The organism is Streptomyces microflavus, from assembly GCF_014650075.1.
Classification (GTDB): Bacteria; Actinomycetota; Actinomycetes; order Streptomycetales; family Streptomycetaceae; genus Streptomyces; species Streptomyces microflavus.
On record NZ_BMUG01000009.1, the window covers coordinates 265,199 to 287,557 of the forward strand.

General features: G+C 70.6%; 28 protein-coding genes. 16 read left to right on the top strand and 12 right to left on the bottom strand.

Annotated features, from left to right (window positions below):
* Positions 1 to 15: 15 nt before the first annotated feature.
* The 3 genes from IE264_RS26350 (at position 16) to IE264_RS26360 (ending at position 1,074) form a co-directional block, all read left to right on the top strand.
* Positions 16 to 510, top strand: a complete 495-nt coding sequence (locus IE264_RS26350) for a SigE family RNA polymerase sigma factor (protein WP_032757646.1) — start codon at positions 16 to 18, stop codon at positions 508 to 510.
* 88 nt (positions 511 to 598) lie between these two features.
* Entirely contained in the window at positions 599 to 811 is a 213-nt protein-coding gene (locus IE264_RS26355) for a hypothetical protein (protein WP_043974794.1), read from the top strand.
* Between the two features lie 71 nt (positions 812 to 882).
* Entirely contained in the window at positions 883 to 1,074 is a 192-nt protein-coding gene (locus IE264_RS26360) for a DUF1059 domain-containing protein (protein WP_031123290.1), read from the top strand.
* Between the two features lie 60 nt (positions 1,075 to 1,134).
* Here the strand turns inward: IE264_RS26360 and IE264_RS26365 are convergent, their stop codons facing one another.
* A complete protein-coding gene (locus IE264_RS26365; protein WP_032757643.1) occupies positions 1,135 to 2,280 on the bottom strand; it encodes a cystathionine gamma-synthase in 1,146 nt (381 codons plus the stop codon).
* Between the two features lie 66 nt (positions 2,281 to 2,346).
* Here IE264_RS26365 and IE264_RS26370 point away from each other — a divergent pair, with 66 nt between their 5' ends.
* From IE264_RS26370 to IE264_RS26380, 3 genes are all read left to right on the top strand, one after another.
* Positions 2,347 to 3,450: a hypothetical protein gene (locus tag IE264_RS26370; RefSeq protein WP_015610970.1), complete on the top strand. Its 1,104-nt coding sequence runs from the start codon at positions 2,347 to 2,349 to the stop codon at positions 3,448 to 3,450.
* 94 nt (positions 3,451 to 3,544) lie between these two features.
* On the top strand, positions 3,545 to 4,210 hold the full coding sequence (gene msrA / locus IE264_RS26375) for a peptide-methionine (S)-S-oxide reductase MsrA (protein ID WP_032757642.1): 666 nt from the start codon (positions 3,545 to 3,547) through the stop codon (positions 4,208 to 4,210).
* A 62-nt stretch (positions 4,211 to 4,272) separates the two neighbouring features.
* Entirely contained in the window at positions 4,273 to 4,707 is a 435-nt protein-coding gene (locus IE264_RS26380; protein ID WP_015610968.1) for a VOC family protein, read from the top strand.
* Positions 4,708 to 4,751: 44 nt separating this feature from the next.
* On the opposite strand, the gene IE264_RS26385 is transcribed toward IE264_RS26380, so the two are convergent.
* Positions 4,752 to 5,459, bottom strand: a complete 708-nt coding sequence (locus IE264_RS26385) for a TetR/AcrR family transcriptional regulator (RefSeq protein WP_015610967.1) — start codon at positions 5,457 to 5,459, stop codon at positions 4,752 to 4,754.
* Positions 5,460 to 5,585: 126 nt separating this feature from the next.
* Between IE264_RS26385 and IE264_RS26390 the strand changes: the two genes are divergently transcribed.
* Entirely contained in the window at positions 5,586 to 6,554 is a 969-nt protein-coding gene (locus IE264_RS26390; RefSeq protein ID WP_032757640.1) for an alpha/beta fold hydrolase, read from the top strand.
* Here IE264_RS26390 and IE264_RS26395 read toward each other — a convergent pair.
* Together IE264_RS26395 and IE264_RS26400 are read right to left on the bottom strand one after the other, a co-directional pair.
* Positions 6,544 to 7,365, bottom strand: coding sequence for an alpha/beta fold hydrolase (locus tag IE264_RS26395; protein ID WP_032757639.1), 822 nt, complete (start codon positions 7,363 to 7,365; stop codon positions 6,544 to 6,546). The genes IE264_RS26390 and IE264_RS26395 overlap by 11 nt on opposite strands.
* A 62-nt stretch (positions 7,366 to 7,427) precedes the next feature.
* Complete coding sequence (locus IE264_RS26400) at positions 7,428 to 8,306, bottom strand: alpha/beta hydrolase (protein WP_032757638.1); 879 nt, start codon at positions 8,304 to 8,306, stop codon at positions 7,428 to 7,430.
* Between the two features lie 145 nt (positions 8,307 to 8,451).
* Between IE264_RS26400 and IE264_RS26405 the strand changes: the two genes are divergently transcribed.
* Positions 8,452 to 9,057: a TetR/AcrR family transcriptional regulator gene (locus tag IE264_RS26405; RefSeq protein ID WP_032757636.1), complete on the top strand. Its 606-nt coding sequence runs from the start codon at positions 8,452 to 8,454 to the stop codon at positions 9,055 to 9,057.
* 105 nt (positions 9,058 to 9,162) lie between these two features.
* Here the strand turns inward: IE264_RS26405 and IE264_RS26410 are convergent, their stop codons facing one another.
* The 3 genes from IE264_RS26410 to IE264_RS26420 form a co-directional block, all read right to left on the bottom strand.
* Positions 9,163 to 9,585, bottom strand: a complete 423-nt coding sequence (locus IE264_RS26410; protein ID WP_032757635.1) for a helix-turn-helix domain-containing protein — start codon at positions 9,583 to 9,585, stop codon at positions 9,163 to 9,165.
* 196 nt (positions 9,586 to 9,781) lie between these two features.
* Positions 9,782 to 11,170: an NADP-specific glutamate dehydrogenase gene (gene gdhA, locus IE264_RS26415; protein WP_032757967.1), complete on the bottom strand. Its 1,389-nt coding sequence runs from the start codon at positions 11,168 to 11,170 to the stop codon at positions 9,782 to 9,784.
* A 157-nt stretch (positions 11,171 to 11,327) separates the two neighbouring features.
* On the bottom strand, positions 11,328 to 11,681 hold the full coding sequence (locus IE264_RS26420; RefSeq protein WP_032757634.1) for a hypothetical protein: 354 nt from the start codon (positions 11,679 to 11,681) through the stop codon (positions 11,328 to 11,330).
* A gap of 252 nt (positions 11,682 to 11,933) precedes the next feature.
* Here IE264_RS26420 and IE264_RS26425 point away from each other — a divergent pair, with 252 nt between their 5' ends.
* Positions 11,934 to 12,434 carry an RDD family protein gene (locus tag IE264_RS26425; RefSeq protein WP_015610959.1) on the top strand — a complete coding sequence of 167 codons (501 nt, stop codon included), beginning with the start codon at positions 11,934 to 11,936 and terminating at the stop codon, positions 12,432 to 12,434.
* Positions 12,435 to 12,482: 48 nt separating this feature from the next.
* On the opposite strand, the gene IE264_RS26430 is transcribed toward IE264_RS26425, so the two are convergent.
* Positions 12,483 to 12,842 (bottom strand): DUF1330 domain-containing protein, encoded by a 360-nt coding sequence (locus tag IE264_RS26430; protein ID WP_032757633.1) that lies wholly within the window; start codon positions 12,840 to 12,842, stop codon positions 12,483 to 12,485.
* Positions 12,843 to 13,403: 561 nt separating this feature from the next.
* Between IE264_RS26430 and cutA the strand changes: the two genes are divergently transcribed.
* Positions 13,404 to 13,721 carry a divalent-cation tolerance protein CutA gene (gene cutA, locus IE264_RS26435; RefSeq protein WP_032757631.1) on the top strand — a complete coding sequence of 106 codons (318 nt, stop codon included), beginning with the start codon at positions 13,404 to 13,406 and terminating at the stop codon, positions 13,719 to 13,721.
* Here the strand turns inward: cutA and IE264_RS26440 are convergent.
* Positions 13,718 to 14,992, bottom strand: a complete 1,275-nt coding sequence (locus IE264_RS26440) for an NsdA family TPR-like regulatory protein (RefSeq protein WP_158706532.1) — start codon at positions 14,990 to 14,992, stop codon at positions 13,718 to 13,720. The two genes, cutA and IE264_RS26440, sit on opposite strands and share 4 nt — an antisense overlap.
* A gap of 427 nt (positions 14,993 to 15,419) precedes the next feature.
* On the opposite strand from IE264_RS26440, the gene IE264_RS38460 reads away from it, so the two are divergent.
* From IE264_RS38460 to IE264_RS26455, 4 genes are read left to right on the top strand one after another with little or no spacing between them, the layout of a single operon-like run.
* Positions 15,420 to 15,551 carry a hypothetical protein gene (locus IE264_RS38460; protein ID WP_267884111.1) on the top strand — a complete coding sequence of 44 codons (132 nt, stop codon included), beginning with the start codon at positions 15,420 to 15,422 and terminating at the stop codon, positions 15,549 to 15,551.
* Between the two features lie 19 nt (positions 15,552 to 15,570).
* Positions 15,571 to 16,755, top strand: coding sequence for a JmjC domain-containing protein (locus IE264_RS26445; RefSeq protein ID WP_032757630.1), 1,185 nt, complete (start codon positions 15,571 to 15,573; stop codon positions 16,753 to 16,755).
* The gene (locus tag IE264_RS26450) at positions 16,752 to 17,645 is read left to right on the top strand and encodes an aldo/keto reductase (protein ID WP_032757629.1); all 894 of its coding nucleotides are present in this window, start codon (positions 16,752 to 16,754) and stop codon (positions 17,643 to 17,645) included. Before IE264_RS26445 ends, IE264_RS26450 begins: the two co-directional genes overlap by 4 nt.
* Positions 17,626 to 18,474, top strand: coding sequence for a hypothetical protein (locus IE264_RS26455; RefSeq protein ID WP_032757628.1), 849 nt, complete (start codon positions 17,626 to 17,628; stop codon positions 18,472 to 18,474). Before IE264_RS26450 ends, IE264_RS26455 begins: the two co-directional genes overlap by 20 nt.
* Before the next feature lie 90 nt (positions 18,475 to 18,564).
* Here IE264_RS26455 and IE264_RS26460 read toward each other — a convergent pair whose 3' ends face one another.
* On the bottom strand, positions 18,565 to 18,777 hold the full coding sequence (locus IE264_RS26460) for a DUF397 domain-containing protein (RefSeq protein ID WP_032757627.1): 213 nt from the start codon (positions 18,775 to 18,777) through the stop codon (positions 18,565 to 18,567).
* Positions 18,774 to 19,658, bottom strand: coding sequence for a helix-turn-helix domain-containing protein (locus IE264_RS26465; protein ID WP_032757626.1), 885 nt, complete (start codon positions 19,656 to 19,658; stop codon positions 18,774 to 18,776). The genes IE264_RS26460 and IE264_RS26465 overlap by 4 nt, the downstream gene beginning before the upstream one ends.
* 242 nt (positions 19,659 to 19,900) lie before the next feature.
* Between IE264_RS26465 and IE264_RS26470 the strand changes: the two genes are divergently transcribed.
* Together IE264_RS26470 and IE264_RS26475 are read left to right on the top strand one after the other, a co-directional pair.
* Positions 19,901 to 20,197, top strand: a complete 297-nt coding sequence (locus IE264_RS26470) for a recombinase family protein (RefSeq protein ID WP_229887764.1) — start codon at positions 19,901 to 19,903, stop codon at positions 20,195 to 20,197.
* Positions 20,194 to 20,763: an ATP-binding protein gene (locus IE264_RS26475; protein WP_051821845.1), complete on the top strand. Its 570-nt coding sequence runs from the start codon at positions 20,194 to 20,196 to the stop codon at positions 20,761 to 20,763. Before IE264_RS26470 ends, IE264_RS26475 begins: the two co-directional genes overlap by 4 nt.
* 103 nt (positions 20,764 to 20,866) lie before the next feature.
* Here the strand turns inward: IE264_RS26475 and IE264_RS26480 are convergent, their stop codons facing one another.
* The gene (locus IE264_RS26480) at positions 20,867 to 22,132 is read right to left on the bottom strand and encodes a L,D-transpeptidase (RefSeq protein ID WP_015610957.1); all 1,266 of its coding nucleotides are present in this window, start codon (positions 22,130 to 22,132) and stop codon (positions 20,867 to 20,869) included.
* Positions 22,133 to 22,359 lie beyond the last annotated feature (227 nt).

Consider the following 22,359-nt stretch of genomic DNA (forward strand, 5'->3'; position numbering starts at 1 on the left):
GGGCTCGGATGAACCATGCGAGAGCGGCAGACCCACCGGGACCGGCTCCGCGCCCAGGAGTTCGAGGCCTTCGTGGCGGGCGCGGGCGGACGCCTGCTGCACACGGCGACCCTGCTCACCGCCGAGCCGACCGCACCGGCGGGCGCCAACGTACGGGCCGAACGCCTGCTGGGTGCGGCCCTGGCACGTACGTACGCGGAGTGGGACCGGCTGCGCGGCGAGGACCCGTACGACCGCACCCGCCAGGAGCTCGCGGTCCGGTTCGCCCGGGAGGCGTGGCGTCACCGGCATCCGCTCGGCGGGGTGCTGGGGCGGCTCGCCCCGCTGGAGCGGCTGGTGCTGGTGCTGCGGCTGTACGAGGAGGTCGGCGAGGACCAGACGGCGGCGCTGCTGGGGCTTCCGGCGGACCGGATACGGGCGGTCTGCGACCGCTCGATCGCGGCGATGCGCTCGCCGGGGCCCCGGCACCCCGCGGCCGGTTCGGCCCTTGCCTCGGGGGTGACGCCGTGATCGGGGGCCGAAGCAGGAACTTTGTCCCCGGGGTGACGCCGTGATCGGGGGCCGGGGCGGGGACCGCAAGGCGGACGAGGTCCGGCGGATGCTGGAGGGGCCGCATCCGCCGGTGCCGGCCGGTCTGGCGGACCGGGCCGCGCGGCGCGGTGCCCGGCTGCTGCGGCTGCGCCGCGGGGTGCGGCGTACGGCCTGGTGGCTGGCGGGGACGGTGTTCGCCGCGTTCCTGGTGTGGGCGGGGGTCGAGCAGCCGTGGCTGCCGGAGCCGGCGGAGGTGACACCGCCGCTGGAGGGGTGGTGAGGCCGTTGGAGCGCCGGCGGAACCGGCCTACCCTGGAAGAGCCGGTCGTCGTACGAGCCGAGGAGGCCGTCATGACCAGGAAGATCGCCGACTGCCGCAAGTACCCGAGCGAGACGAACTGCTCACTCGCCATCTCCGGCGAGGAGGACGAGGTCGTCCGCGCCGCGAGCGAGCACGCCGTGTCCGTCCACGGTCACGAGGACAGCCCAGAACTGCGGAGCCGGATCCGGACCATGCTGGAGGACGAGAGGGTGAGCGTCTGACCGTGCGGGCGCCCGCCGTTCACCGGCGGGCGCCCGGGTGTGCCGCCGTACAGCGGCCGGTCAGCCCAGGGCCTGGGTGAGGTCGGCGAGCAGGTCGTCGCCGTTCTCGATGCCGACGGAGAGACGGACCAGGTCGGCGGGGACCTCCAGCAGGGAGCCCGCGACGGAGGCGTGCGTCATCCGGCCGGGGTGCTCGATCAGCGACTCGACGCCGCCGAGGGACTCACCGAGCGTGAAGAGCTTCGCCCGGTTGCAGACCTCGACCGCCGCCTCCTCGCCGCCGTTGACGCGGAAGGACACCATGCCGCCGAAGGCCTTCATCTGCTTGGCGGCGACCTCGTGGCCGGGGTGCTCGGGCAGGCCCGGGTAGAGGACCTGGGAGACCTTGGGGTGCCGGGTCAGCAGCTCGGTGACCTTGGTGGCGTTCTCGGTGTGCCGGTCCATGCGGACGGCGAGGGTCTTGATGCCGCGCAGCACGAGCCAGGCGTCGAAGGGGCCGGAGACCGCGCCCATGGCGTTCTGGTGGAACGCCAGCTCCTCGGCCAGCTCCGGGTCGCTGACGACGAGGGCGCCGCCGACGACGTCGGAGTGGCCGCCCATGTACTTGGTGGTGGAGTGCACGATGACGTCCGCGCCGAGGGACAGCGGCTGCTGGAGGTAGGGCGAGGCGAAGGTGTTGTCGACGACGAGGCGGGCCCCGGCCTGGTGCGCGACCTGGGCGACGGCGGCGATGTCGGTGATGTTGAGCAGCGGGTTGGAGGGGGTCTCCACCCAGACCGCCTTGGTGCGCGGGGTGATCGCCGCCCGCACCGCCGCCACGTCCGAGGTGTCGGCGACCGAGAACTCCACGCCCCAGCGCGCGGCGACCTTCGCGAACAGCCGGAAGGTGCCGCCATAGGCGTCGTTGGGGATGACCACGTGGTCACCGGGGGTCAGCAGCGTACGCAGGAGGCAGTCCTCGGCGGCGAGGCCGGAGGCGAAGGCGAGACCGCGGCGGCCGCCTTCCAGGGCCGCCAGGTTCTCCTCCAGGGCGGTACGGGTGGGGTTGGCGCTGCGGCTGTACTCGTAGCCGCCGCGCAGTCCGCCCACGCCGTCCTGCTTGTACGTGGACACCTGGTAGATGGGCGGAACCACCGCGCCGGTGAGGGGGTCGGCGGTGTTCCCCGCGTGGATCGCGAGAGTCTCGAAGCTGTGCTGGTCGCTCATGGCCCCGAGCGTAGTTCGTCGTAAGGGCCCTTACCGGCCACTCGGCGCTCCGGGGACAATGGGTTCATGGAGATTCTGTTGTTCCTGCTCGCGATGTGCATGCTCGCCGCGATCGTCGGCCCCTGGGTGATGCGCCGCCGCGGTGGTATCCGCCAGGTCGCCCCGGGTTCGCCCGACGCCGCCGACCCCGATACGTACGGCTTCGCCCGCCAGGAGGAGCTGGACGTCCGGATGCCGGGCCCGGACCAGGACCTCCTGGACGTCCTCGGTGTCGTCCAGGCCACCCAGGACTGGCGGGCCGCCTCCCAGCTGCTCTCCGGCACGCCGAAGGAGGGCGAGGTGCGCTGGCAGCGGGTGCAGGCCTTCGCGGGCGCCGCCTCGCTGGAGCTGGCGCAGCAGCCGGGGAAGGGCGGCTCCTGGCTGCGGGCCTGGCGTGCGGAGGCCCCGAAGGACGCGGGCGGTGCGGCGGTGCACGCGGAGTTCCTGGTGCAGCAGGCGTGGCGCTCCTCGGCGGCGGGGACGGACGACTTCCGGATCATCCTGGAGGAGGCCCGTACGGTCTGCGGCGAAGCGGCCCTGCTCGCCCCGGGCGACCCCGTCCCGTACATCGTGGAGCTGGCGGTGGCCCGCGGCCTGAACTACACCCCCGAGCAGTTCGACCAGCTCTGGGCGAAGATCATCGACCGGGCCCCGGCCCACATGGGCGCGCACATCGCGGCGCTGCACTTCCACTGCGAGAAGTGGCACGGCTCCCGGAAGGACGCCGACGCCTTCGCCACGGCCGCCGCCGCCCGCGCCCCGCAGGGTTCGCTGCTGGCCGCGCTGCCGCTGTTCGCGGTGTACGAGCACCTGCCGGAGGTCAACCTCGTGCAGGGCTTCTACCGCGGCCAGGTGGTGACGAAGGCGGTCGAGGGCGCGATGTTCGCGGTCCACGCGGCCCGCCCGGACGACCCGATGCTCGCACACGTACGCCATCTGCTGGTGCTCTTCCTGGTCCACATGGAGCGCTGGTCGGAGGCGATGCACCAGCTGGTCCTCATCGACGGCCACGTGGGCGCGCTGCCGTGGACGGCCGAGCCGGACCCGGCCGCGCAGTACGCGGTCTACCGGGCGCTGGCGGTCGCGGGGTACGAGGCGAACGGCGGCTCCCCGGCGACGCTGCCGCACTGAGGGCGGCTCCGAGGGGTGTGCTGCCGGCCGGAATCCCGGTGGCGGGTCCCTTGTTGTACGTACCGAACCCACCGACCCCGGAGGAGCCACCCGCATGTTCCTGAACCGCCGCACCCCCGAGCTCCCCACCCCGGAGCAGGCCCTGCGCGGCCGTCCCGTCCCCGAATTCACCGTCCCCTCCCGCCACACGGTCCTCGGCAACCCCCTGGTGGGCCCGTACCCGGAGGGCCTGGAGGTGGCGGACTTCGCGCTCGGCTGTTTCTGGGGCGCGGAGCGGAAGTTCTGGCAGACGGAAGGCGTCTGGACGACGCTCGTCGGCTACCAGGGCGGCTACACGGAGAACCCCACGTACGAGGAGGCCTGCTCGGGCCTGACCGGCCACACGGAGGCGGTCCGCGTCGTCTTCGACCCGGCGGTCGTCAGTTACGAGGAGTTGCTGAAGCTGTTCTGGGAGTCCCACAACCCGACCCAGGGCTTCCGCCAGGGCAACGACGTGGGCACCCAGTACCGCTCCGCGGTCTACACCCACTCCCCCGCCCAGGCAGCGGCGGCGGACGCCTCCCGCGAGGCGTACCAGAAGGTCCTGACGGCTTCGGGCCACAAGGAGATCACCACGGAGATCCTCCCGGCCGACGGCCGCCCGTTCTGGCCTGCGGAGGCGTACCACCAGCAGTACCTGGACAAGAACCCGGGCGGCTACTGCGGGATCGGCGGTACGGGGGTGTCCTGCCCGATCGGCGTGGCACCGGTCGAGGGCTGAGGGCCGTCCCGGGACGGAAAATCCAGGTGCCGGGCGACGGCACGCGCCACTAGGGTGCCCGGATGGCAACACTCAGGAAGCTCCAGATCACCTTCGACTGCGCCCAGCCCGAGCGCCTCGCCCGCTTCTGGTGCGAGGTGCTGGGGTATGTCGTGCCGCCGGTTCCCGAAGGGTTCGGCACCTGGGCCGATTACGATCGCTCGCTGCCGCCCGAGCAGCAGGGTGCCTGGTTCGCCTGCACCGATCCCTCAGGTGTGGGCCCGCGCCTCTTCTTCCAGCGCGTTCCGGAGGGCAAGACCGCCAAGAACCGGGTGCACATCGATGTGCGGGCCGGCACCGGGCTCGTGGGTGAGGAGCGCCTCGCGACGCTGGAGGCCGAGCGCGACCGGCTGGTGGCGCTCGGTGCGGTGTGTGAGCGCGTGATGGTCGCCGACGAGGAGAACGAGTCGTGCATCGTGATGCAGGACATCGAGGGCAACGAGTTCTGCCTCGACTGAGGCCGGGGCATGTGCTGTTCGCTGTTCGACGGCTAGGGCAGGCCCTAGCCGAGCATCGCCGGAAGCAGCCGGCGCAGCAGCCGTTCGAACAACGCGTCCCGCTCCGCCGGGCCCGCCACAGGTGGCGGGCCCGCTGTCGTGAGGGCGGCCAGCAGGTGCGGGTGGCGGCCCTCGGCGGCGACTGCGGCAAGGTGGGCCGCCTGGGCGGGCGGGTCCCCGGCCCCGGCGCTCGCGGGGGCCTCGCGGCGGGCGAAGAGCGTGGCGAGGCCGCCCAGGAGCCCGATGGCCTCCAGTTTCTGCCCGCTCGTACCGGGTGCGGGGGCCAGGATCGCGAGGGCGTGGTCGAGGTAGTCGATCGCGTGCGGGCCGAGCACCTCGCCCCGGCGGTCGTTCAGGTCGGCAAGCCAGGGGTGGCGGGCGTGGGCGGCCTTGGACTGGAGGGCCAGGCCGACGAGGTCGCCGAGCCAGTCGCCGCTGGGAGCGGCGGAGAGGTCCAGCTCACCCGCGACCGCGTCGGCCATCAGGTCCAGCAGCTCGTCACGGCTCCCCACATAGCGGTAAAGCGATGCGGGCCCGGTGCCCAGCCGCTGCGCGAGCGCCCGCATCGACACGGCCGGCAGCCCTTCGGCGTCGGCCAGGGCGAGGGCGGCCCCGGTGATCTCGTACCGGCTCCGCTCGGGCGCGGGTCCGCGCGCGCCCCGCTCGGGGCGTGACCACACGGTCGTCGGCGGGGTCGTCTCGCGTTCGGCCACTGCCCGCCGCCTCTCCTTCTGGGGTCCCGGACTGGCCTGTAGTCTAATACTGCGAACATCGATCGCAGTATTGGACCGATCGCCGTATCTGCCCGATCGCCGTATCCCGTCGCCGAGGAGCCCGCCATGACCTGGACCGAACGCCGCTTCGCCCGCAACGGCCCGGTCGAGCTCGCCCACGACCGGCTCCGGGAGGGCGGGGACGGCGAGCCGCTGCTGCTGGTGATGGGTCTTGCGGTCTCCCGGTACTGGTGGCCGCAGGAGCTGTGCGCCGCCTTCGCCGGAGCCGGGTTCGCCGTCGCCCGCTACGACCAGCGGGACGCGGGCGAGTCCACCCGGCTGCCGAGAAGCGCCCCGGGCGGCAACCCGTTCACCGCCCTCGCCGCCCGGCGCGGCGCCGCGTACACCGCCGAGGACATGGCCGACGACGCCGTCGTCGTCCTGGACGCCCTGGGCTGGGAGTCGGCGCACCTCTTCGGGCACTCGCTGGGCGGGGTCGTCGCCCAGCGCGTCGCGCTGCGCCACCCGGACCGGGTGCGCACGCTCACCTCGTCCGCCGCGCTGCCGAGCGATGTCGGCGGGCTCGGCGCCTTCCGCCACCTGCGCCTGGCCACCCTCGCGAAGTTCGCCCGCATCAAGCCGGCCCGGGACCGCGAGGGGCGGATAGCGGCGGGGCTCGCGGTGGCGCGGCTCTGTGCGTCTCCGGGCTACCCGTTCGACGAGGCGGAGGCCCTGGAGCGGATCACCGCCGACGTGGACACCGGCATCGCCGACCCGGACGCCCAGTCCCGCCAGATCGGCGCCCGGTGGAGCGGGCCGGCCCTGGCCGAACTCCGCCTCCCCGCACTGGTGTTGCACGGCACGGACGACCCGCTGCTCAAGCCCTCCGCGGGCCGGGCCACCGCCGCGGCGATCCCCGGCGCCCGCCTCGTACTCCAGCCGGGCGTCGGCCACGACATCCCGCGCGAGCGCCATGCCGGGGTCGCGGCGGAGGTACGGGCGCTCGCGGACCGGGCGAGGTCCGCGAGCGCCCGTGACGGCTCGACGGGGCCGGCGGCCCGTGACGGATCGCCCGGTCCGGCCCCTACCGCTTGACGAAGTCCAGCAGGTCCGCGTTGAACTCCTCCTCGAAGACGCCGTTCAGCCCGTGCGGGGCGCCCGGGTAGACCTTGAGCGTGGCGTTCGGGAGGAGCTGGGCCGCCCGGTGGGCGGCGGCGCCGATGGGGACGATCTGGTCGTCGTCGCCGTGGGCCACCAGGACGGGGATGTCGATGCGCCCCAGGTCCTCGGTGAAGTCCGTCTCCGAGAACTGCTCGATGCAGTCGTACGCGGCCTTGCTGCCCACCGCCATGCTCATCAGCCAGAACGCGTCCCGCAGCCCCTGCGAGACGGTGGAGCCTTCGCGGTCGGCGCCGTAGAAGCTCTCGCTCAGGGTGCGGTAGAACTCCGAGCGGTCGGTGCGCACCCCTTCGCGGATCCCGTCGAAGACCTCGCGCGGCAGACCGTCCGGGTTCGCCTCGGTCCTGAGCATCAACGGCGGTACGGCTCCGAGGAGTACGGCCTTGGCGACGCGCGCGGTGCCGTGCCGGCCGAGGTAGCGGGTCACCTCGCCGCCACCGGTGGAGTGGCCGACGAGCACCGCGTCCTCCAGGCCGAGGTGCTCGATGAGCTGGGCCAGGTCGTCGGCGTAGGTGTCCATGTCGTTGCCCTGCCACGGCTGGCCGGAGCGGCCGTGGCCCCGGCGGTCGTGGGCGATGGCGCGGTATCCGTTCTCGGCGAGGAGCCGCAGCTGGTTGTCCCAGGCGTCGGCGTTGAGCGGCCAGCCGTGGCTGAAGACGACGGGGCGTCCGTTGCCCCAGTCCTTGTAGAAGATCTCGGTGCCGTCGGTGGTGGTGAAGGTGCTCATGACTGCTGCTTCCTGTGGGTGTGGGTGTGGGTATCGGTGTGGGCGAACGGGCGGACGGGGCGTCAGACGAAGCGGCTCACGAAGGTCAGCGCGGTGTCCGCGACCTCCTGCCAGCCGCTGTCGATGACCAGCGAGTGCCCCCGGCCCGGCAGTTCGGTGATCTCGGTGACGCCGGGGTTGCGCTGCTGCTTCTTGTACGAGGCGTTGGCGATGGCCCAGGGGACGGTGTTGTCCTTCTCGCCGGAGATGACGAGCAGGGGGCCACGGCCGGGATGGGCCGTGTCGACCCTGGCCTCGGTACGGGGGTTGATGTTGGCGGTGGCCGCCTGGAAGAGCGGGGCGCCGGGGGCGGGCACGGCGTACGTCGCGTACAGCTCGCGCGCCTCCTTCTCGCTCACCGCGTTGGCGAAGGCGTACCGGAACTGCTCATAGGTGAGCGGCACCGCCTTCCTGCGGTTCGCCGGGTTGCCCAGGACCGGGCGTGCGGCACGCAGGGCCGACAGCGGCAGGGGCAGCACACCCCGGAAGGGGGCCGGGTCGATGGCCACGGAGGCGGCGGACAGGCCCCGTCCGGCGAGGATCTGGGTGAGCAGACCGCCGAAGGAGTGCCCGATCACGACGGGCTTGCGGTCCAGGAGCCGGACGAGCCCGTCCAGGTGGTCGGCGACCTGCCCGACGGTCTTGCCGGCGAAGACCTCGGGGTGGGCGTTGCCCTCGGCGACGGTGTCCGGGTCGCCGGGCCAGGAGAGGGCGACCGGGGCGAACCCGGCGGCCTCGGCCCGTACCGCCCAGCGGTCCCAGCTGCTCGCGAGGAGCCAGAGGCCGTGGACGAGGACGAGGGGCGTCCGGCCCGATGCGTTGGCCTGCTCGATCTGTCGGAGGTCGTGGGCCTTGGGGGCTCCGGGGGCTCCGGAGTTGTTGGGGGTGGAGCTGGCAGCCATGGCGGCCTTCCCGGGTCAGGTGGTGCGCGGGGTTCCGAGGAGTGAAGTAGACAGACCGTTCTGTCTTGTTCCTCGCTCAGAGTGCACCCTTGGGCGCCCGGCGTCAACCCCAAAGAGAGACAGACCGTTCTGTTAGCGTGAAGGCATGACTGTTCCGGCGCCTTCCCCCTCCTCGGCGGCCCCCGCCAAGACCTCCGCCGCCCGCACTCGGCTGGTCGCCGCGGCGGCGGAGCTGTTCTACGCGGAAGGCATCCACACCGTCGGCATCGACCGCCTCATCGCCGCCGCCGGGGTCACCAAGGCCACGTTCTACCGGCACTTCCCCGCCAAGGACGACCTGGTCGTCGCCTACCTCCGGGGGCGGGACGCCACCATCCGGGCCGGGGTCGAGCAGGCGGCGGCCGCGCTGCCCGGCCCCGGCGACGCCCTGAAGGCCATGGTCGAGGGGCTGGGGGACGAGGTGTGCGGGGACGGCTTCCGGGGGTGCCCGTTCATCAACGCGGCGGCGGAGTACCCGGACCCGGACCACCCCGTACGCCGGCTGGTCACCGAACACCGGACCTGGTTCCGGGCGGCCGCCGCCGAGCTGCTGAGGGCGGCCGGGCACCCCGATCCCGTACCGGCCGCGGCCTCGCTGCTGCTGGTCAGGGACGGGGCGATGATCGGCGGCTACCTGGACGGGGCGGCGGCGAGGGAGACGCTCATCAGCACGGCCGCGGCCCTGTTGGGCAGTGGCGGCGGCGAGGAGTGAAGGGCCGGGGAGGGTACGGCCACCGGGTCAGGGCCCTGGCTGCCGACGTAACACCCGGGCCCCACTCAGGGCCTGGGCTGCCGACGTAACACCCCGGCCACCCGCTCAGGCGGCCAGCCGCACGGTACCCATCAGGCCGGTCCCCGTTCCCGGCGCCGCCGGGCGGCCCGCATGCCCTGCACCACCGACCCCGAGCCTCCGGGACCGCGCCCCGGACAGCCTGATCAACTCCCCCTGAGCCAGCGCGAGGACCTCGGCGAGGCTCAGGCCGAGCGCCTGGGCGGCGGCCGCCAGCACCTCGGAGGAGGCCTCCTTCCGGCCCCGCTCCACCTCGGAGAGGTAGGCCATCGAGATCCGCGCGGTATCGGCCACGTCCTTCAACGTCCGCTCCTGGGCGAGCCGTTCACCCCGCAGTACGTCCCCGACGAGGTCACGCCAGAGCGGCTCCCGGGCCGGAGCGGGCCCGGGCGGAGCCGGGAACGGGCGCAGGGGGATGACGCGGGCCTGGTTCGTCGCTCGGATGGTCACCGCTCCAGCCTAGGGGCCGGACACCCGGCGGGCAGGGGTCGGGCGTTGCGCTCCGGGCGGATCTGCTGACGGCGAAGGAGCGTGACAAACAGGAGCGGGAGCGGGAACGGGAACGGCGGCGGCCCGGCAGGAATCCCGTACGGAAATCCCTGCCGGGCCGGTGACCGGCCATGGGTGGCCCGCCATGTCCGTCTGCTCAGATCAGCCCCTGCGCCAGCATCGCGTCCGCCACCAGCTCGAAGCCCGCGATGTTCGCGCCCACCACGTAGTTGCCGGGGCTGCCGTACCGCTCGGCGGTCGTGTAGCAGGAGTCGTGGATGTGGCGCATGATCTCGGCGAGGCGCTCCTCCGTGTGGGAGAAGGTCCAGGAGTCCCGGGACGCGTTCTGCTGCATCTCCAGGGCGCTCGTCGCGACCCCGCCCGCGTTGGCCGCCTTGCCGGGTGCGAAGGCGACGCCGGCCTCCTGGAGGACCCGGACCGCGTCGGGGGTGGTGGGCATGTTGGCGCCCTCCGCAACCGCCTTGACCCCGTTGCGTACGAGGGCGAGCGCGTCGGCCTCGTACAGCTCGTTCTGCGTGGCGCAGGGCAGGGCCACGTCCACGGGGACCGACCACACCCCCGTACCGGCAACGAACCGGGCGTGCGCGCCGCGCCGTTCGGCGTACTCGGAGACCCGGCCCCGGCCCGCCTCCTTGATCTCCTTGAGGAGGGCGAGGTCGATGCCCTTCTCGTCGACGACGTAACCGCCGGAGTCCGAGCAGGTGATGACGGTCGCGCCGAGCTGCTGGGCCTTCTCGATGGCGTAGATGGCCACGTTGCCCGAGCCGGAGACCGCGACGGTCTGGCCCTCCAGCGACTCGCCCCGGCTGCGCAGCATCTCGGCGGTGAACAGGACCGTGCCGTAGCCGGTGGCCTCCGTACGGGCCTGGGCTCCGCCCCAGCCGAGGCCCTTGCCGGTGAGGACGCCGGACTCGTAACGGTTGGTGATCCGCTTGTACTGGCCGAAGAGGTAGCCGATCTCGCGGCCGCCCACGCCGATGTCACCGGCGGGGACGTCGGTGTACTCCCCCAGGTGGCGGTGGAGTTCGGTCATGAAGGACTGGCAGAACCGCATGATCTCGGCGTCGGAGCGGCCCTTGGGGTCGAAGTCCGCGCCACCCTTGCCGCCGCCGATGGGCATGCCGGTGAGGGCGTTCTTGAAGATCTGCTCGAAGCCGAGGAACTTCACGATACCCAGGTTGACGGAGGGGTGGAAGCGCAGGCCGCCCTTGTAGGGGCCGAGCGAGCTGGAGAACTCGACCCGGAAACCGCGGTTGACGTGGATGTCGCCGGAGTCGTCGGCCCACGGCACCCGGAAGATCAGCTGGCGCTCGGGCTCACATATCCGCTCGATGATGCGGGCGTCCACGAACTCGGGGCGCTGCGCCAGCACCGGACCGAGGGTCTCCAGGACCTCGCGGACCGCCTGGTGGAACTCCTTCTCGCCCTGGTTGCGCCGCAGGATCTCGACGTAGAGCGGTTCGATGACCCGGTTCGCGGCCTCGTGCGAGCGGGCGGGATCGGTGGAGTCGGGAATGACCGGCATCTGATCAAGACCTTCCGTGGTGGGCTCGTGCGCGTCGGCACCCCCGTCCCGGAGGGCGCCACCGTCGTACGCCCCGATTGTCCCGTGCCGCCCGATGATCTTCGGCACCCATCCACATAGTGGCCGGTCGGCATCGTGGCCTTCCGCCCGGCCGGCCCTACAGCCCCTCCTCGGAGAACGGGGTGTCGCTCCACCGGAACCAGGCCCGGTCCCCCTGGATGTGCAGCAGGAACTCGGCGACCGCCCGCCCCTCCGGGCCGGCCAGCGCGAGCGTGCGGTTCAACTCGGAGCAGACCGTCTCCCACGCCTCCGCGCTCTCGTCGCTCTCGTCCTCCTCCAGCCGCTCCAGGAGGGCCAGTTCACGGTCGAAGAGCTCGCGCGCCGCGACATCGTAGGCCGGGCCGGGGATGAACCGGCCCCGCAGCCAGGGGAAGTCGGGGTCGTCGACGGCAATCTCCCCGACGAGTTCCGTGCCGCGCCGCAGCCTCCATGTAGTGCCGTCGAACCCCATCGCCGCCCCCGTACCCGCTCGTGCATCTGTTCCCGTCACGGTAAGGGATTGGTGAAGGCCGATACGGGAACGGGGGTTACCCGTCAGGAACCGCGACACCTCGCCTGACGATCAGTCATGATGCTCCCCATGACGAAGCCTCGGGGGCGTCGGAGAGCGCAATCTCCTTATCAGCCAAGGTTGTTGTACGGATCCGGCCGGACCGCCGCCCGTCCTGCGGGGCGGCCGCAGCCACACCCGTACGGTGCTCCGGTGCGGCAGCCCCGTATCCCCAAGGGCACGGGCGAGACACGCCGCTATCTGGCGGTGGGCCTCGACTGCTACCTGTGCCTGCTCGTCGTCGGCCTGCTGGTGCACTCCTGCCTGGGCTCCCCGGGCGCGGGGGCGGGACGGACGGCGGCGGTGCTCGTGGGTCAGCTGACCGTGCTGTCCTTCGCCAACCAGGTGCTGCTCACCATGGCCGTACGGGCGAGCGCCGGAAAGCTGATCATGGGGGTACGGGTGATCCGGCTGCCCGACGCGGGCCGGCCGGAGTTCCGCCGCCTGGTGGTGCGCTGGCTGTACGGCCTGCTCTGGCTCCCGCTCCAGCCCTGGCACCACCTCCGCCGGGCGGCCACCGCCGAGCCACCGCCCCCGGAACGCCTGGGCGGCGGCCCCCCGGCCGCCCCGTGCACGGACCTGGCGGGGGTGCGCCAGGTCCACCGCAGCGACCTGCGGTACTACCGGGAGGCGGTGGAGGGACGTACGGGCTGAGGCGGCCCACGCCCACGAGGGCCATCCCGCCGCCCACTGCCGTGAGGACTACCCCGCCACGCGCTCCCGCGCCGACCGCATCGCGGCAGCCGTGGCCGAGGCGTCGTACTCCGGTCCGACGCCCGGAACGATGATCACGTCACCGTCGAGGTGCCGGGTGCGCAGCGGCAGGATCTCCTGGTAGGCGGGGGACGCGTACCAGGCGCGGATCTCCTCGGTGCCGGGAAAGGCGATGACGACCAACGCGCCCGGCCAGACCCCCTCCACCACCTCGACCTCCGCCCCGTGCACCAGGAAGCGGCCCCCGTAAGGCTCCATGGTGGCCTGGATGCGCTCGATGTAGCTGAGCACCTCGTCCTCGACGGGGCCGTCGGCGGGGCGCAGGTGGGCGATGGCGTACGCGGTCATGGTCCGGTCCTCCGGGGTGGGGTCGGGGTGGCTCTTCCTGACACCCCCGATGCTGCCGGGCGGGGCGGCGGGCGTCGATTACCTCGGAGGTCATGACGGTGGCCGTACGGTGAAGCGCCTGCGTGCGGCCCACACCTGGACCACCGGCCAGGGAATTACTCAACGGGCTCGATTCATCTCTTCCAGCACCCGTGCCGCATCCGGTTCGGTGATCTCCCACCGGTCGATGTCGCCGCTGACCTTGAAGAACGGCTCCAGCGTGGCAAGGGCCACTTTGGCTTTCGAGACACCTGACCGGCCCTCAGGGCAGCAATGGCAGTGTTGAGGGCATCTCTGCGAGCCCGCCGCCAAGCAAGATGGGCAGTCATCCACGGCGCCGACGAGGCACGACGAACGCTCCGCCCAAGCCCCTCACCGGAGTCAGCCACACTGGCACCCTGCCTCCACCCTTTTCTGTGGAGCAACGCTTTGACGTTCTCGTCATGGCCAGGCCCCGGGCCGTCATCAGCATGGATCCAGGAACAACCCTCATGGCCTACGCGAGGCAGGTACATTGCCGCCATGGCTGACTTCTTGATCGTCATCACGACTGTGGACGCCCATGACGCCGCACGGAAGCTGTCGCGCTCGGCGGTGGAGGCGTGCTTGGCGGCCTCCGGGCAGGTGACCGGGCCCATCGAGACCACGTACCGGCACCTCGGCGAGGTATCCGAGGGCAGCGAGTATCAGGTGACGTTCCGTACGACCGGTGACCGGCGCGAGGCACTGGAGAAGCACCTGGTGGACAACCACCCGTACGACTCGCCAGAGGTCATCGCGTTCACGATCGATGCCGGCCGTGCCGAGTACCTGGACTGGCTCACCCGAGCCACCCGCTAGCCCTTCGCGCGCTCCAGCAGCGCTCTGACCGGGGCGAGGGATCGGTGGGGCTCCAACCGCTTGGCCATCAGCCGGGCCCGCGCCATCGGTCTGATCGACGCAAGTCCCTCGGAGAGGTCGAACACCCGTGCCGTGATCGTCGTCGAGTGCTCGACCTCTCCCGCGTCCAGGTACGCCGCCGCCAGCCACGACAGGTACAGCGCCTTGTCCCGGGCCCGGGTGTCGTCGTACCGGGCCAGAGCGTCTTCCAAGGCCGGGATGGCTCGTAGCGGTCGATGCAACTCCGCCCAGCACCGCCCCGTCATGATCGCGATCTCGTCGCGGTCCACCCAGTACGCCCAATCCGGGCTTGGCATGTCGCTGTGTTCGTGGACGGCCTCTTCGGCAACGCCCAGGGCGTAGTCCGCCTCCCTGCCGTTCCCCGCGGTCGCGTGTTGCCATCCCAGACGGTCCGCCAGCAGTGCCCGCACGACAGGCGCCGTCCCGGCGCCGAGTGCCTCGTACGCGGCCGTGGCGAATCTGATCCCGGAGCCGCCGCCCACCGACCACTCCAAATAGGCCAAGAACGCCAGCGAGTTGCCCTCCAGCGCGGTGTCCTCTGCGGCCCGCGACGCGGCTAAGGCCGTCATGTAGTGCCCGCGGGCGCCCTCGTAGTTTCCAGCGTCGTAAGCCGCCCAGCCCGCCAGCTGGGCCTGTTCCGCGATGATTCCGCGCAGGCCCCGGCCTGTCGCCTCGCTGTAGACCCCTTCGTCCGCCAGCCGGGTCGTGCCCTCCAGCTCCCGGACGTACATCTGGTACGTGTCCCCGCCCCCCACGAAGTCGTCCAGGCGGCGGAGCCGGGCAGTGCGCCGGCTCAACTGCTGCGGGACGTCGGCGCCGATCCTCCTCCCTGACGAAAGCAGAGAGGAGGGCTGTATGACGGCGATCCCAGCGCCGGCCGAAGCCGTCATGAATCCGCGGCGGTCAAACACATCGTTCTCCTGGTCGGTCTCGTTCTTCTTCTCCTGACGTCGCAGACGCCGGGCGAGAGTGACGGCCCGCCGCAACTCCTCCTCCGGCACGCCGAACTCCGCCGACAGCAGCGCCCGCGAAGCCGGGTCCGGCAGCCGCTCGTGGGTCTCCCACCGCGACACCGCACCCTGCTCCAGCGGATACCCCCGCCGCGCCGAGAGATCAGAGGCCAGCTCCTGCTGTGTGCGCCCACTGGCCAGCCGCAGGCGCCGCAGCAGTCGCCCGACCGTCTCCACGCCGTCGTCCTCGTACGTGGTCATCATCGCCATCCCTCGGCCGTCCCCAGAGCCCGGAGCCCAGCCTGGCCATAAAACCTGGCCTTGTCCCCGGAATGGACATGTCTTCTGGCCCATCCGCCCAAAAGCTGAAGGGAGTTGACTGGTCACAGCCGCCCGGAAAGACGGCCTCCCCCTCGCAGCGGATCGTAGGGCCGCCCGCTGGGTCACACCTGCGGCCCGCTGCGTCCCGGAAAGCAGTCCCGGGCCGGCTCCGACAACTCGCGGTCCTGCTCTACGCCACCATTGTCAGCGTCCTGGTGGTCGCCCTGGCCCTTGCCGGGGGACCCCGGCCGCTGACCCACAGATCTCCACCCCGGGCTTCCTGAGCACGTCCCCGGGGCGGATGCACCCCCCGCAAACACCAGCCGGAGTCCCGGTGGGACCCACGAAGGTCAGGAAGGAGTACGGGATGAGCGAGAACGTTCCCGTCGAACAGAGCAGCAGTCTGTTGATCGGTGTCCGCCGCATCACCGCAGCCCGCTCGCGTGCCGAGGAAGCCTCGGACAACACCGGCGGCAAGTCGGACATGAACGACACCTGATCGACCGAGGAGGCCCACGGTGATTGATTCCGCATCGTGGGCGCAGCGTCTGGGCGGGGATACGTTCCTCGCCCAGACGTGTTTCCGCGCCCACAAAGTGATCCGCTCCAACGGCAGTGCCTTCCTCTCGCCGCTGACCTGGGACGATCTCAACGAGATCATCGCAACGCACCGGCTGGAGCCGCCCCGCATGCGGCTCTCCCGCAGGGGTGAAGCCATCCCCGCCACGGCCTATTCCGTTCTCCGTACGAACCGACGAGGAGTGTCCTGGTACCAACCCCAGCCGGCCGAGTTCCACGCCCGGCTCGCCGAAGGTGCCTCGCTCGTCATCGACGCCGTTGACCAGATCCACCCGCCTGTCCGGGAGTCCGCTGTCGGCCTCGAACGGTTCTTCCGCACCCCCGTGCAGGTCAATGCGTACGCCTCGTGGACCGCCGAGGAAGGCTTCGGCACCCATTGGGACGACCATGACGTGGTGGTACTTCAGCTCGAAGGCTCCAAGCGGTGGAAGATCTACGGACCTACCCGCGAGTCCCCCGCCTGGCGCGACGTAGAGGCGCCTGAGGTCCCAACAGGCGACCCGATCGCGGACACGGTGCTGGCGCCCGGCGACATGCTCTATCTGCCGCGCGGCTGGTGGCACGCCGTAAGTGCCGACCAGGGCACCGCCTCCCTCCACCTCACCTTCGGACTCGCCACGCAGACCGGCGCCGAATTCCTGAGCTGGCTGTCCGACGGCCTGCGGGGGAGCACGACCATCCGCGCTGACGTGCCCCGCTTCGGCTCGCCCGAGGAACGGACCGAGTACCTGGCCGCCCTCCGGAGGGAGGTGGTGGCTGCCTTGGAGGACCCGGAAGCCCTGAGCCTCTGGGAGAGATCGCTGGACACCACGCATCCCGGTCGTCCACACCCCTCCCTGCCACACGTGGCCTCTGTTCCGGAACAGTCGGGGATTACCGTTCAGCTCACGACTGCGCGTGCCCGCATCGATCTGAGCGACGACGCGGTGACGTTCTCCGGCGCCGGAAGCGCGTGGACCTTCACCCTGCCCGTGGCCCCGGCACTCCGCCTTCTGGCTGCGGGAAGGCCGGTGACCCTCACAGACCTGGCCACCGAATCCAACCTCACCCTCGGACAAGCGGCAGAAGTCGTCTCCGCTCTCGTCGATGGGCAGGCCGTCGCTGTCGTCGGAGGCTCCACGTGACCGCTTCCCTCGGACTGGGGACGTACCGAGTGCGCGGCGTCGAGCAGGCGGCGCGTACCGCATGCGCCGACGGGTCGGTGTGGATCGACACCGCCCCCAACTACTCCGATGCCCACCAAGCGCTCCGCCCCGTCATCTCCGGCCACCTGCGGGCCAGGGTCGCCACGAAGACAGGCTTCTTCTCCAGGGCGGAGGGTGGAGTCGCGGTCCGGGCCGGGCTCCTGACTTCGGAGCAAGCTGCCATCGGGCACAGCCTCGACCAGGCCTTCGTCCGCTGGCAGACGGAACGTTCCCTGGCTTCGCTCGGCCGGATCGACCTCGTGTTCGTCCACAATCCGGAGCGCGCCCACCTTGACCCCTCGGACCTCCACATGAGGCTTCGTGAAGTATTCGCGGTCTTGGAGGAGTTCGCTGCCGCGGGCCGCATCTGGGGATACGGAGTGGCCACCTGGTCGGGGTTCCTGCGCGAGGTCTTTACTGTGTCCGAACTCCTGGGCCTAGCCAGAGAGGCCGCCGGATCAGGTGAACATCACCTGAGGGCCATTCAGCAGCCCGTCAGCCTCGTCATGGCCCGGCCGATCGCCCTGGCTCTCGCCGGACGGGGCCCCCTCGCACAAGCCCGCGCGGCCGACCTGATCACCTTCGGGTCCTCACCCCTCCATGGCGGCGAGCTGCCCACGCTTGTCACGCCTGAACTCGCCGAGTTCATCCGGCCCGGTGCCTCGCCGACCGGTGCCTGCCTCCTTGTGGCGGCCTCCTGCCCGAGCCTGGACGTGGTACTGCTGTCAGCCAGCAGCCCACGACACTGGAGCGCGGCACAGGACGTCATCGCCTCCCCGCTCACTCCGGGCCACCTCAGGAAGGTCACCGATGTACTCGCCCAAGGATGAAACGACCAGGGCCCGGATGGAGGAAGCCCTGGCACATGCCTCCGCCCGGTTCTCCACCACGCCGACCGGGGAGCCCGCGTGGGGCTGGTTGGGTCGCACCATCGGCAGTCGTACCGCAGGCGGCCACTGGCTCCGCGTCCACTGCGGCGAGACGTCCAAGACTCCCGCGACCCGGAACGAGGGCATCGCGCTCGCTGAAAAGCGCGTGTCCGACAAGGTCTCCCGCCCACACCTCCACGACCTGTTCCACTGGGACGGCGGGGAATACGCCTTCGAGGCGGAGCTGATCGACTACATCGCCCAGCCGGTCATCTCCCCGGAAACCCCCGACCTCACCGAGGACCCGGGCCTACCGGACTCCTGGTGGACTGCCCTGCGGAAGAGCCTGGACGCGCTGAGCGGCGCCGAGCCACCCCGCGAGACCGTCCGCCAGCCCTGGGCCGACCGGGTCTTCCCCGAGTTCCTGGGGATCCCCGCCCCGACCATCACCGAACGCGTTACCGGACACGGCGACCTTCAGTGGGCCAACCTCACCCACGATCCCCTCGTCATCCTGGACTGGGAACGCTGGGGGGCCGTTCCCATCGGCTACGACCCGGCCATGCTCTACGTGAACAGCCTCCGTGTCCCCACCGTCGCCGACCGCATCCGTGTCGAGTTCGCCCACATCCTCGACACCCCCTCGGGCCGGATCGGTGAACAGATCGCCCTCGCCGAGATGCTTCAGGCAGTGGGCCGCGGTTGGTACACAGAGTTGGCCTCGCTGCTGCGGCGTCGGGCAGAGAACCTGACGGGGGTCCATCCTCCGGCCCCGACCGCGGCGCCCTGAGCAACGATCCCTCTCCGAGCTCACGGGTGCAGAAGCGCCCGGCCAAGACGACTGGCCGGGCGCTGGTGAGGACTGCGTGCGGGGCTCGCCCTACGGCCGCCTGAACTCGCCGTCCACGACTCCGCCTTCAAAGGCCGCCCACTCGCCGGAGGTGAAGACGAGAGCGGGGCCATTGCCCTGGTCCTTGCTGTCGCGCATGGCCACGCGGCCGTCGCCGAGGAACGCGACCTCGACGCAGTTCCGATCCGCATTGCTGCGGCTGCTCTTGCGCCAGACCGCGCCTGTCAGGTCGGCACTGTTCATGTGGTCAGCTCCCTCGCTGCTTGCTTGAAAAGGCCCTGGCTGCTCGCTTGGTCGAGCGCCGAAGCCGAGATGGATGCGAACGCGCCGTCGTAGCGCTCGATCTCGCTGGGCTTGTCGAGGTAGAGCGCCCCGGTGAAGCCCTCTGCGTAGACCGTGGGCGGCTCCGTGTTCCGACCGTCACCGTTGGCCGGGAAGCGCATGATGACGAACGGACCGGACAAGATGCCGCCGTGCAGACCGGCTGCATACGGAACAACGCGGATGGATACGTTGCCCAGTTCATTCAAGTGAACCAGGTGTTCAAGCTGTTCGGCCATCACATTGTTCCCGCCCACAGGCCGCCGCAGGATGGCTTCGCTGAGCACCACGTCGATGTCGGGCGGTGCCGTCACCCGCGTCAGCAACGCCTGTCGCGCGATGCGAATATGAACCAACCGCTCCACCTCGGCGTCGTTCCTTGCCGAAGTTGACCTCCTGATGAGGGTGCGAGCGTAGTCAGGCGTCTGGAAGAGGCCGGGAATCAGCTCCGCTTCGTACCAGGACAGACTGGCTGCGGCTTCTTCCAGCCCGATGTAGAGGTCGAAGCCCTCAGGAATCACGTCCCCGTAGGCGTGCCACCAACCCCGGTTCTTCGTCTCCTTAGCCAAGCCCATCAGGCCCTTGGTCAACTCGGGGTCCGCCCCGTACGTCCGACACATGGCCTCGACATCAAGGCTGCGAAGCGACACTTGCCCGGTCTCGATGCGCCAGATCTTCGGCTCCGACCACTCCAACGCCTTGGCAGCGGCGCGCACAGTCAGGCGCGAGGCGTTGCGTAAGTCTCTCAGGTGCCGACCGAGTTGGCGTCGAGGAACGGTCGAACCAGTCGTTGCGCCACTCACAGGCGGCCACCTTCCTTCAGTGCGAATACGCCTTACACCCGAAACGTAGTCGTCAGTAGTTCAAATCCGCAATGCCGCATAAAAGTTCGAGTAATTCGAATTGATTACTCGAAATGTAGTCTTGCATAACGATGTCTCAGGGTGCTTCACTCGATTACCCAAAGGACCGCCGCGAGCACTCCACGTGATCGCCGGCAAGGCAAGGGGACCGAAGCGCAATGAACCCGCTGATCTTTGGCTACATGCGTGTGCCCGACGACATGAGCGACGAGGAAGCGAAGCAGAAACAGGACGACCTCTCCACGTACGCCGAGACCAACGGCTTCCACCTGGCCACCGTGTTCTACGAGTACGTACCGGGGGCCCAGTCCGCGTTCACGGAGTTGGTGGCGGCCGTCAAGCGTGCCGAGGCCAAGCACGTCGTCGTGCCGTCCTACCGGGAGCTGGCGCTCAACCGGTCGCTCCAGAACGCCATGCTCACCCACCTCTTCCACGCCACCGGCGGCGCGGAGGTCATCAGCCTGGACGACGGCTCATGACGCGCCAGACCCCGCCGTACCAGCCCCAGCAGGTGCGCTTCGTCGACCAACTCGCCCTCGTCGCCACACAATCGGCCGCCTCCGCCTCGCGCCACTTCCTGCGGCTCGCCCTCTCCAAGTGGCAGGCCGCCCTCATCGAGGACGACGTTCTTCTCGTTGCCTCGGAGCTGGTCACCAACGCGGTCACCGTCACCGGGGTACTCCCGAAGCCGCCTGCGTGGGACGAGTTGGAGCGGCTCGGCCTCGTCCACGTCCGCCTCGTCGGCTTATCGGACAGCGTCGTCGTAGAGGTGTGGGACGTGTCGGGCGAACCGCCCCGGCTCCAGCGCGTCGGCGATGACGCCGAGGGCGGGCGCGGACTCCTCCTCGTACAGCAGCTGGCAACGCGCTGGGGTTCCTACCGCACCACGGGCGGAAAGGCGGTGTGGGCCCAGCTGGCGGCCCGTCCGCCGTTGCCGCAGCGGCCGAGGGGCGAGCGTCGCGGGGGCAGGTCGGCCGCCGCCCGGCCGGGACCCGATGCCGCGCTTCTCCGCCGTATCCGGGCGGGGCTGGACACGGCGTTGTAGAAGTTCCCGCACACGCGCCGAAGGCGGCGGCCCCCGGAGCGTTCCGGGGGGCCGCCGCCTTCAGATGGGGACGGGGGTGAAGCGGGAGGGTGGGGCGGGTGGATCAGGCGGCGGAGCCGGCCGTCCACTGGGCCCAGTCCATGTTCCAGCCGTTGAGGCCGTTGTCCGGGGTGATGGTCTTGTCCGGGGAGTTCTTGACGATGACCACGTCGCCGACGAGCGAGTTGTTGTAGAACCAGGCGGCGGGCTGGTTGGCGTCGTTCGCGCCCTTCACGTCGGCGAGGCCCACGCAGCCGTGGCTGGTGTTGGCGGTGCCGAAGATGCCCTTGCCCCAGTAGTTGCCGTGGATGAAGGTGCCCGAGGTGGACAGGCGCATCGCGTGCGGCACGTCCTTGATGTCGTACTCGCCCTTGCCGTCGTCATCGGTGAAGCCGACGGTGGCGCCGTTCATCCGGGTCTCCTTGTGCTTCTCGGAGATCACCATCTGTCCGTTGTACGTGGGGTTCTCGGGCGCGCCCGCGGAGATCGGGATGGTCTTGATCGTCTTGCCGTCGCGGGTGACCGTCATCATCTTGGTCTTCGCGTCGACGGTGGAGACCTGGTTGCGGCCGACCTTGAACGTCACGGTCTTCTGCTGCACACCGAAGACGCCGTCGGCGCCCTCGACGCCGTCCAGGGCCAGCTTCAGGGTGACGGTGGAGCCGCCCTGCCAGTAGTCCTCCGGGCGCAGGTCCAGGCGCTGGGCGTTGAACCAGTGGCCGACGACCTCCTGGCCGCTGCTGGAGGTCACGGTGATGCCGGACTGGACGGCCTTCTTGTCCGTGATCGGCTTGTTGAAGTTGATCGAGACGGGCATCCCGACGCCGACGGTGGAGCCGTCCTCGGGGGTGAAGTTCCCGATGAAGCTGTTGTCGGGCGAGACGGTGGTGAAGGAGCTGTTCTCGTGGGCCTTGCGGCCCTTCGAGTCCTCCGCCGTGGCGTCGATCTTGTACGTGGTGGAGCGTTCCAGCTGCCCCGCCGGCTTCCAGCTGGAGCCGTCGGCCGCCAGGGTGCCCTCGACCGTCTTGCCGTCCGCCGTGGTCATGACGACCTCGGTCAGCTTGCCCTTGGTGACGGAGACCTGGGCGGCGTTGTTGATGCTGGCGTTGGTGGCACCGTTCTTCGGCTTGATCGCTATCTGCGCCTCGGAAGCGTCCTCGGCCGCGGCCTTGTCCACCTCCTGCGCCTGCGAAGACTCCGAACTTCCGGCGCCCGCCTTTTTGTCGCCGTCGTCGCTACAGGCCGAAAGCACCAGCACGCCGCCGAGCAGTGCGGACACGGCCGCGAGGCCCCTGCGCCGCTTGCTGTCCGTCATCACACGCTTCTCCATCGTTGCCGATTCCCCAAAAATCCCCGAGCGGGGCTGCCAGGCGGCGATTCCCCGTCAATGTTCCAAGAACACCCGGAACGGGTGCTCCGTTCCGCATCCGCCAGGGATGTGGGGAACACCACTCATCGACGCGGCTGCGGCAGCGGTGGTTCCCACTGCCCAGCCCGTATACGAAGACCGCCGCACAGCACGGCCCCGGTCCGCGGTGAAGCGGGGCCGGGGCCGGT

Coding starts and splice junctions, on each gene's coding strand:
- IE264_RS26405 (WP_032757636.1), top strand. CDS start 8,452: ATGACTGTTCCGGCGCCTTCCCCCTCCTCGGCGGCCCCCGCCAAGACC.
- IE264_RS26470 (WP_229887764.1), top strand. CDS start 19,901: ATGCGTGTGCCCGACGACATGAGCGACGAGGAAGCGAAGCAGAAACAG.
- IE264_RS26355 (WP_043974794.1), top strand. CDS start 599: ATGCTGGAGGGGCCGCATCCGCCGGTGCCGGCCGGTCTGGCGGACCGG.
- IE264_RS26400 (WP_032757638.1), bottom strand. CDS start 8,306: ATGGCTGCCAGCTCCACCCCCAACAACTCCGGAGCCCCCGGAGCCCCC.
- IE264_RS26475 (WP_051821845.1), top strand. CDS start 20,194: ATGACGCGCCAGACCCCGCCGTACCAGCCCCAGCAGGTGCGCTTCGTC.
- IE264_RS26455 (WP_032757628.1), top strand. CDS start 17,626: ATGTACTCGCCCAAGGATGAAACGACCAGGGCCCGGATGGAGGAAGCC.
- msrA (WP_032757642.1), top strand. CDS start 3,545: ATGTTCCTGAACCGCCGCACCCCCGAGCTCCCCACCCCGGAGCAGGCC.
- IE264_RS26365 (WP_032757643.1), bottom strand. CDS start 2,280: ATGAGCGACCAGCACAGCTTCGAGACTCTCGCGATCCACGCGGGGAAC.
- IE264_RS26360 (WP_031123290.1), top strand. CDS start 883: ATGACCAGGAAGATCGCCGACTGCCGCAAGTACCCGAGCGAGACGAAC.
- IE264_RS26420 (WP_032757634.1), bottom strand. CDS start 11,681: ATGGGGTTCGACGGCACTACATGGAGGCTGCGGCGCGGCACGGAACTC.
- IE264_RS38460 (WP_267884111.1), top strand. CDS start 15,420: ATGAGCGAGAACGTTCCCGTCGAACAGAGCAGCAGTCTGTTGATCGGT.
- gdhA (WP_032757967.1), bottom strand. CDS start 11,170: ATGCCGGTCATTCCCGACTCCACCGATCCCGCCCGCTCGCACGAGGCC.
- IE264_RS26350 (WP_032757646.1), top strand. CDS start 16: ATGCGAGAGCGGCAGACCCACCGGGACCGGCTCCGCGCCCAGGAGTTC.
- IE264_RS26440 (WP_158706532.1), bottom strand. CDS start 14,992: ATGACCACGTACGAGGACGACGGCGTGGAGACGGTCGGGCGACTGCTG.
- IE264_RS26390 (WP_032757640.1), top strand. CDS start 5,586: ATGACCTGGACCGAACGCCGCTTCGCCCGCAACGGCCCGGTCGAGCTC.
- IE264_RS26380 (WP_015610968.1), top strand. CDS start 4,273: ATGGCAACACTCAGGAAGCTCCAGATCACCTTCGACTGCGCCCAGCCC.
- IE264_RS26370 (WP_015610970.1), top strand. CDS start 2,347: ATGGAGATTCTGTTGTTCCTGCTCGCGATGTGCATGCTCGCCGCGATC.
- IE264_RS26430 (WP_032757633.1), bottom strand. CDS start 12,842: ATGACCGCGTACGCCATCGCCCACCTGCGCCCCGCCGACGGCCCCGTC.
- cutA (WP_032757631.1), top strand. CDS start 13,404: ATGGCTGACTTCTTGATCGTCATCACGACTGTGGACGCCCATGACGCC.
- IE264_RS26480 (WP_015610957.1), bottom strand. CDS start 22,132: ATGGAGAAGCGTGTGATGACGGACAGCAAGCGGCGCAGGGGCCTCGCG.
- IE264_RS26395 (WP_032757639.1), bottom strand. CDS start 7,365: ATGAGCACCTTCACCACCACCGACGGCACCGAGATCTTCTACAAGGAC.
- IE264_RS26460 (WP_032757627.1), bottom strand. CDS start 18,777: ATGAACAGTGCCGACCTGACAGGCGCGGTCTGGCGCAAGAGCAGCCGC.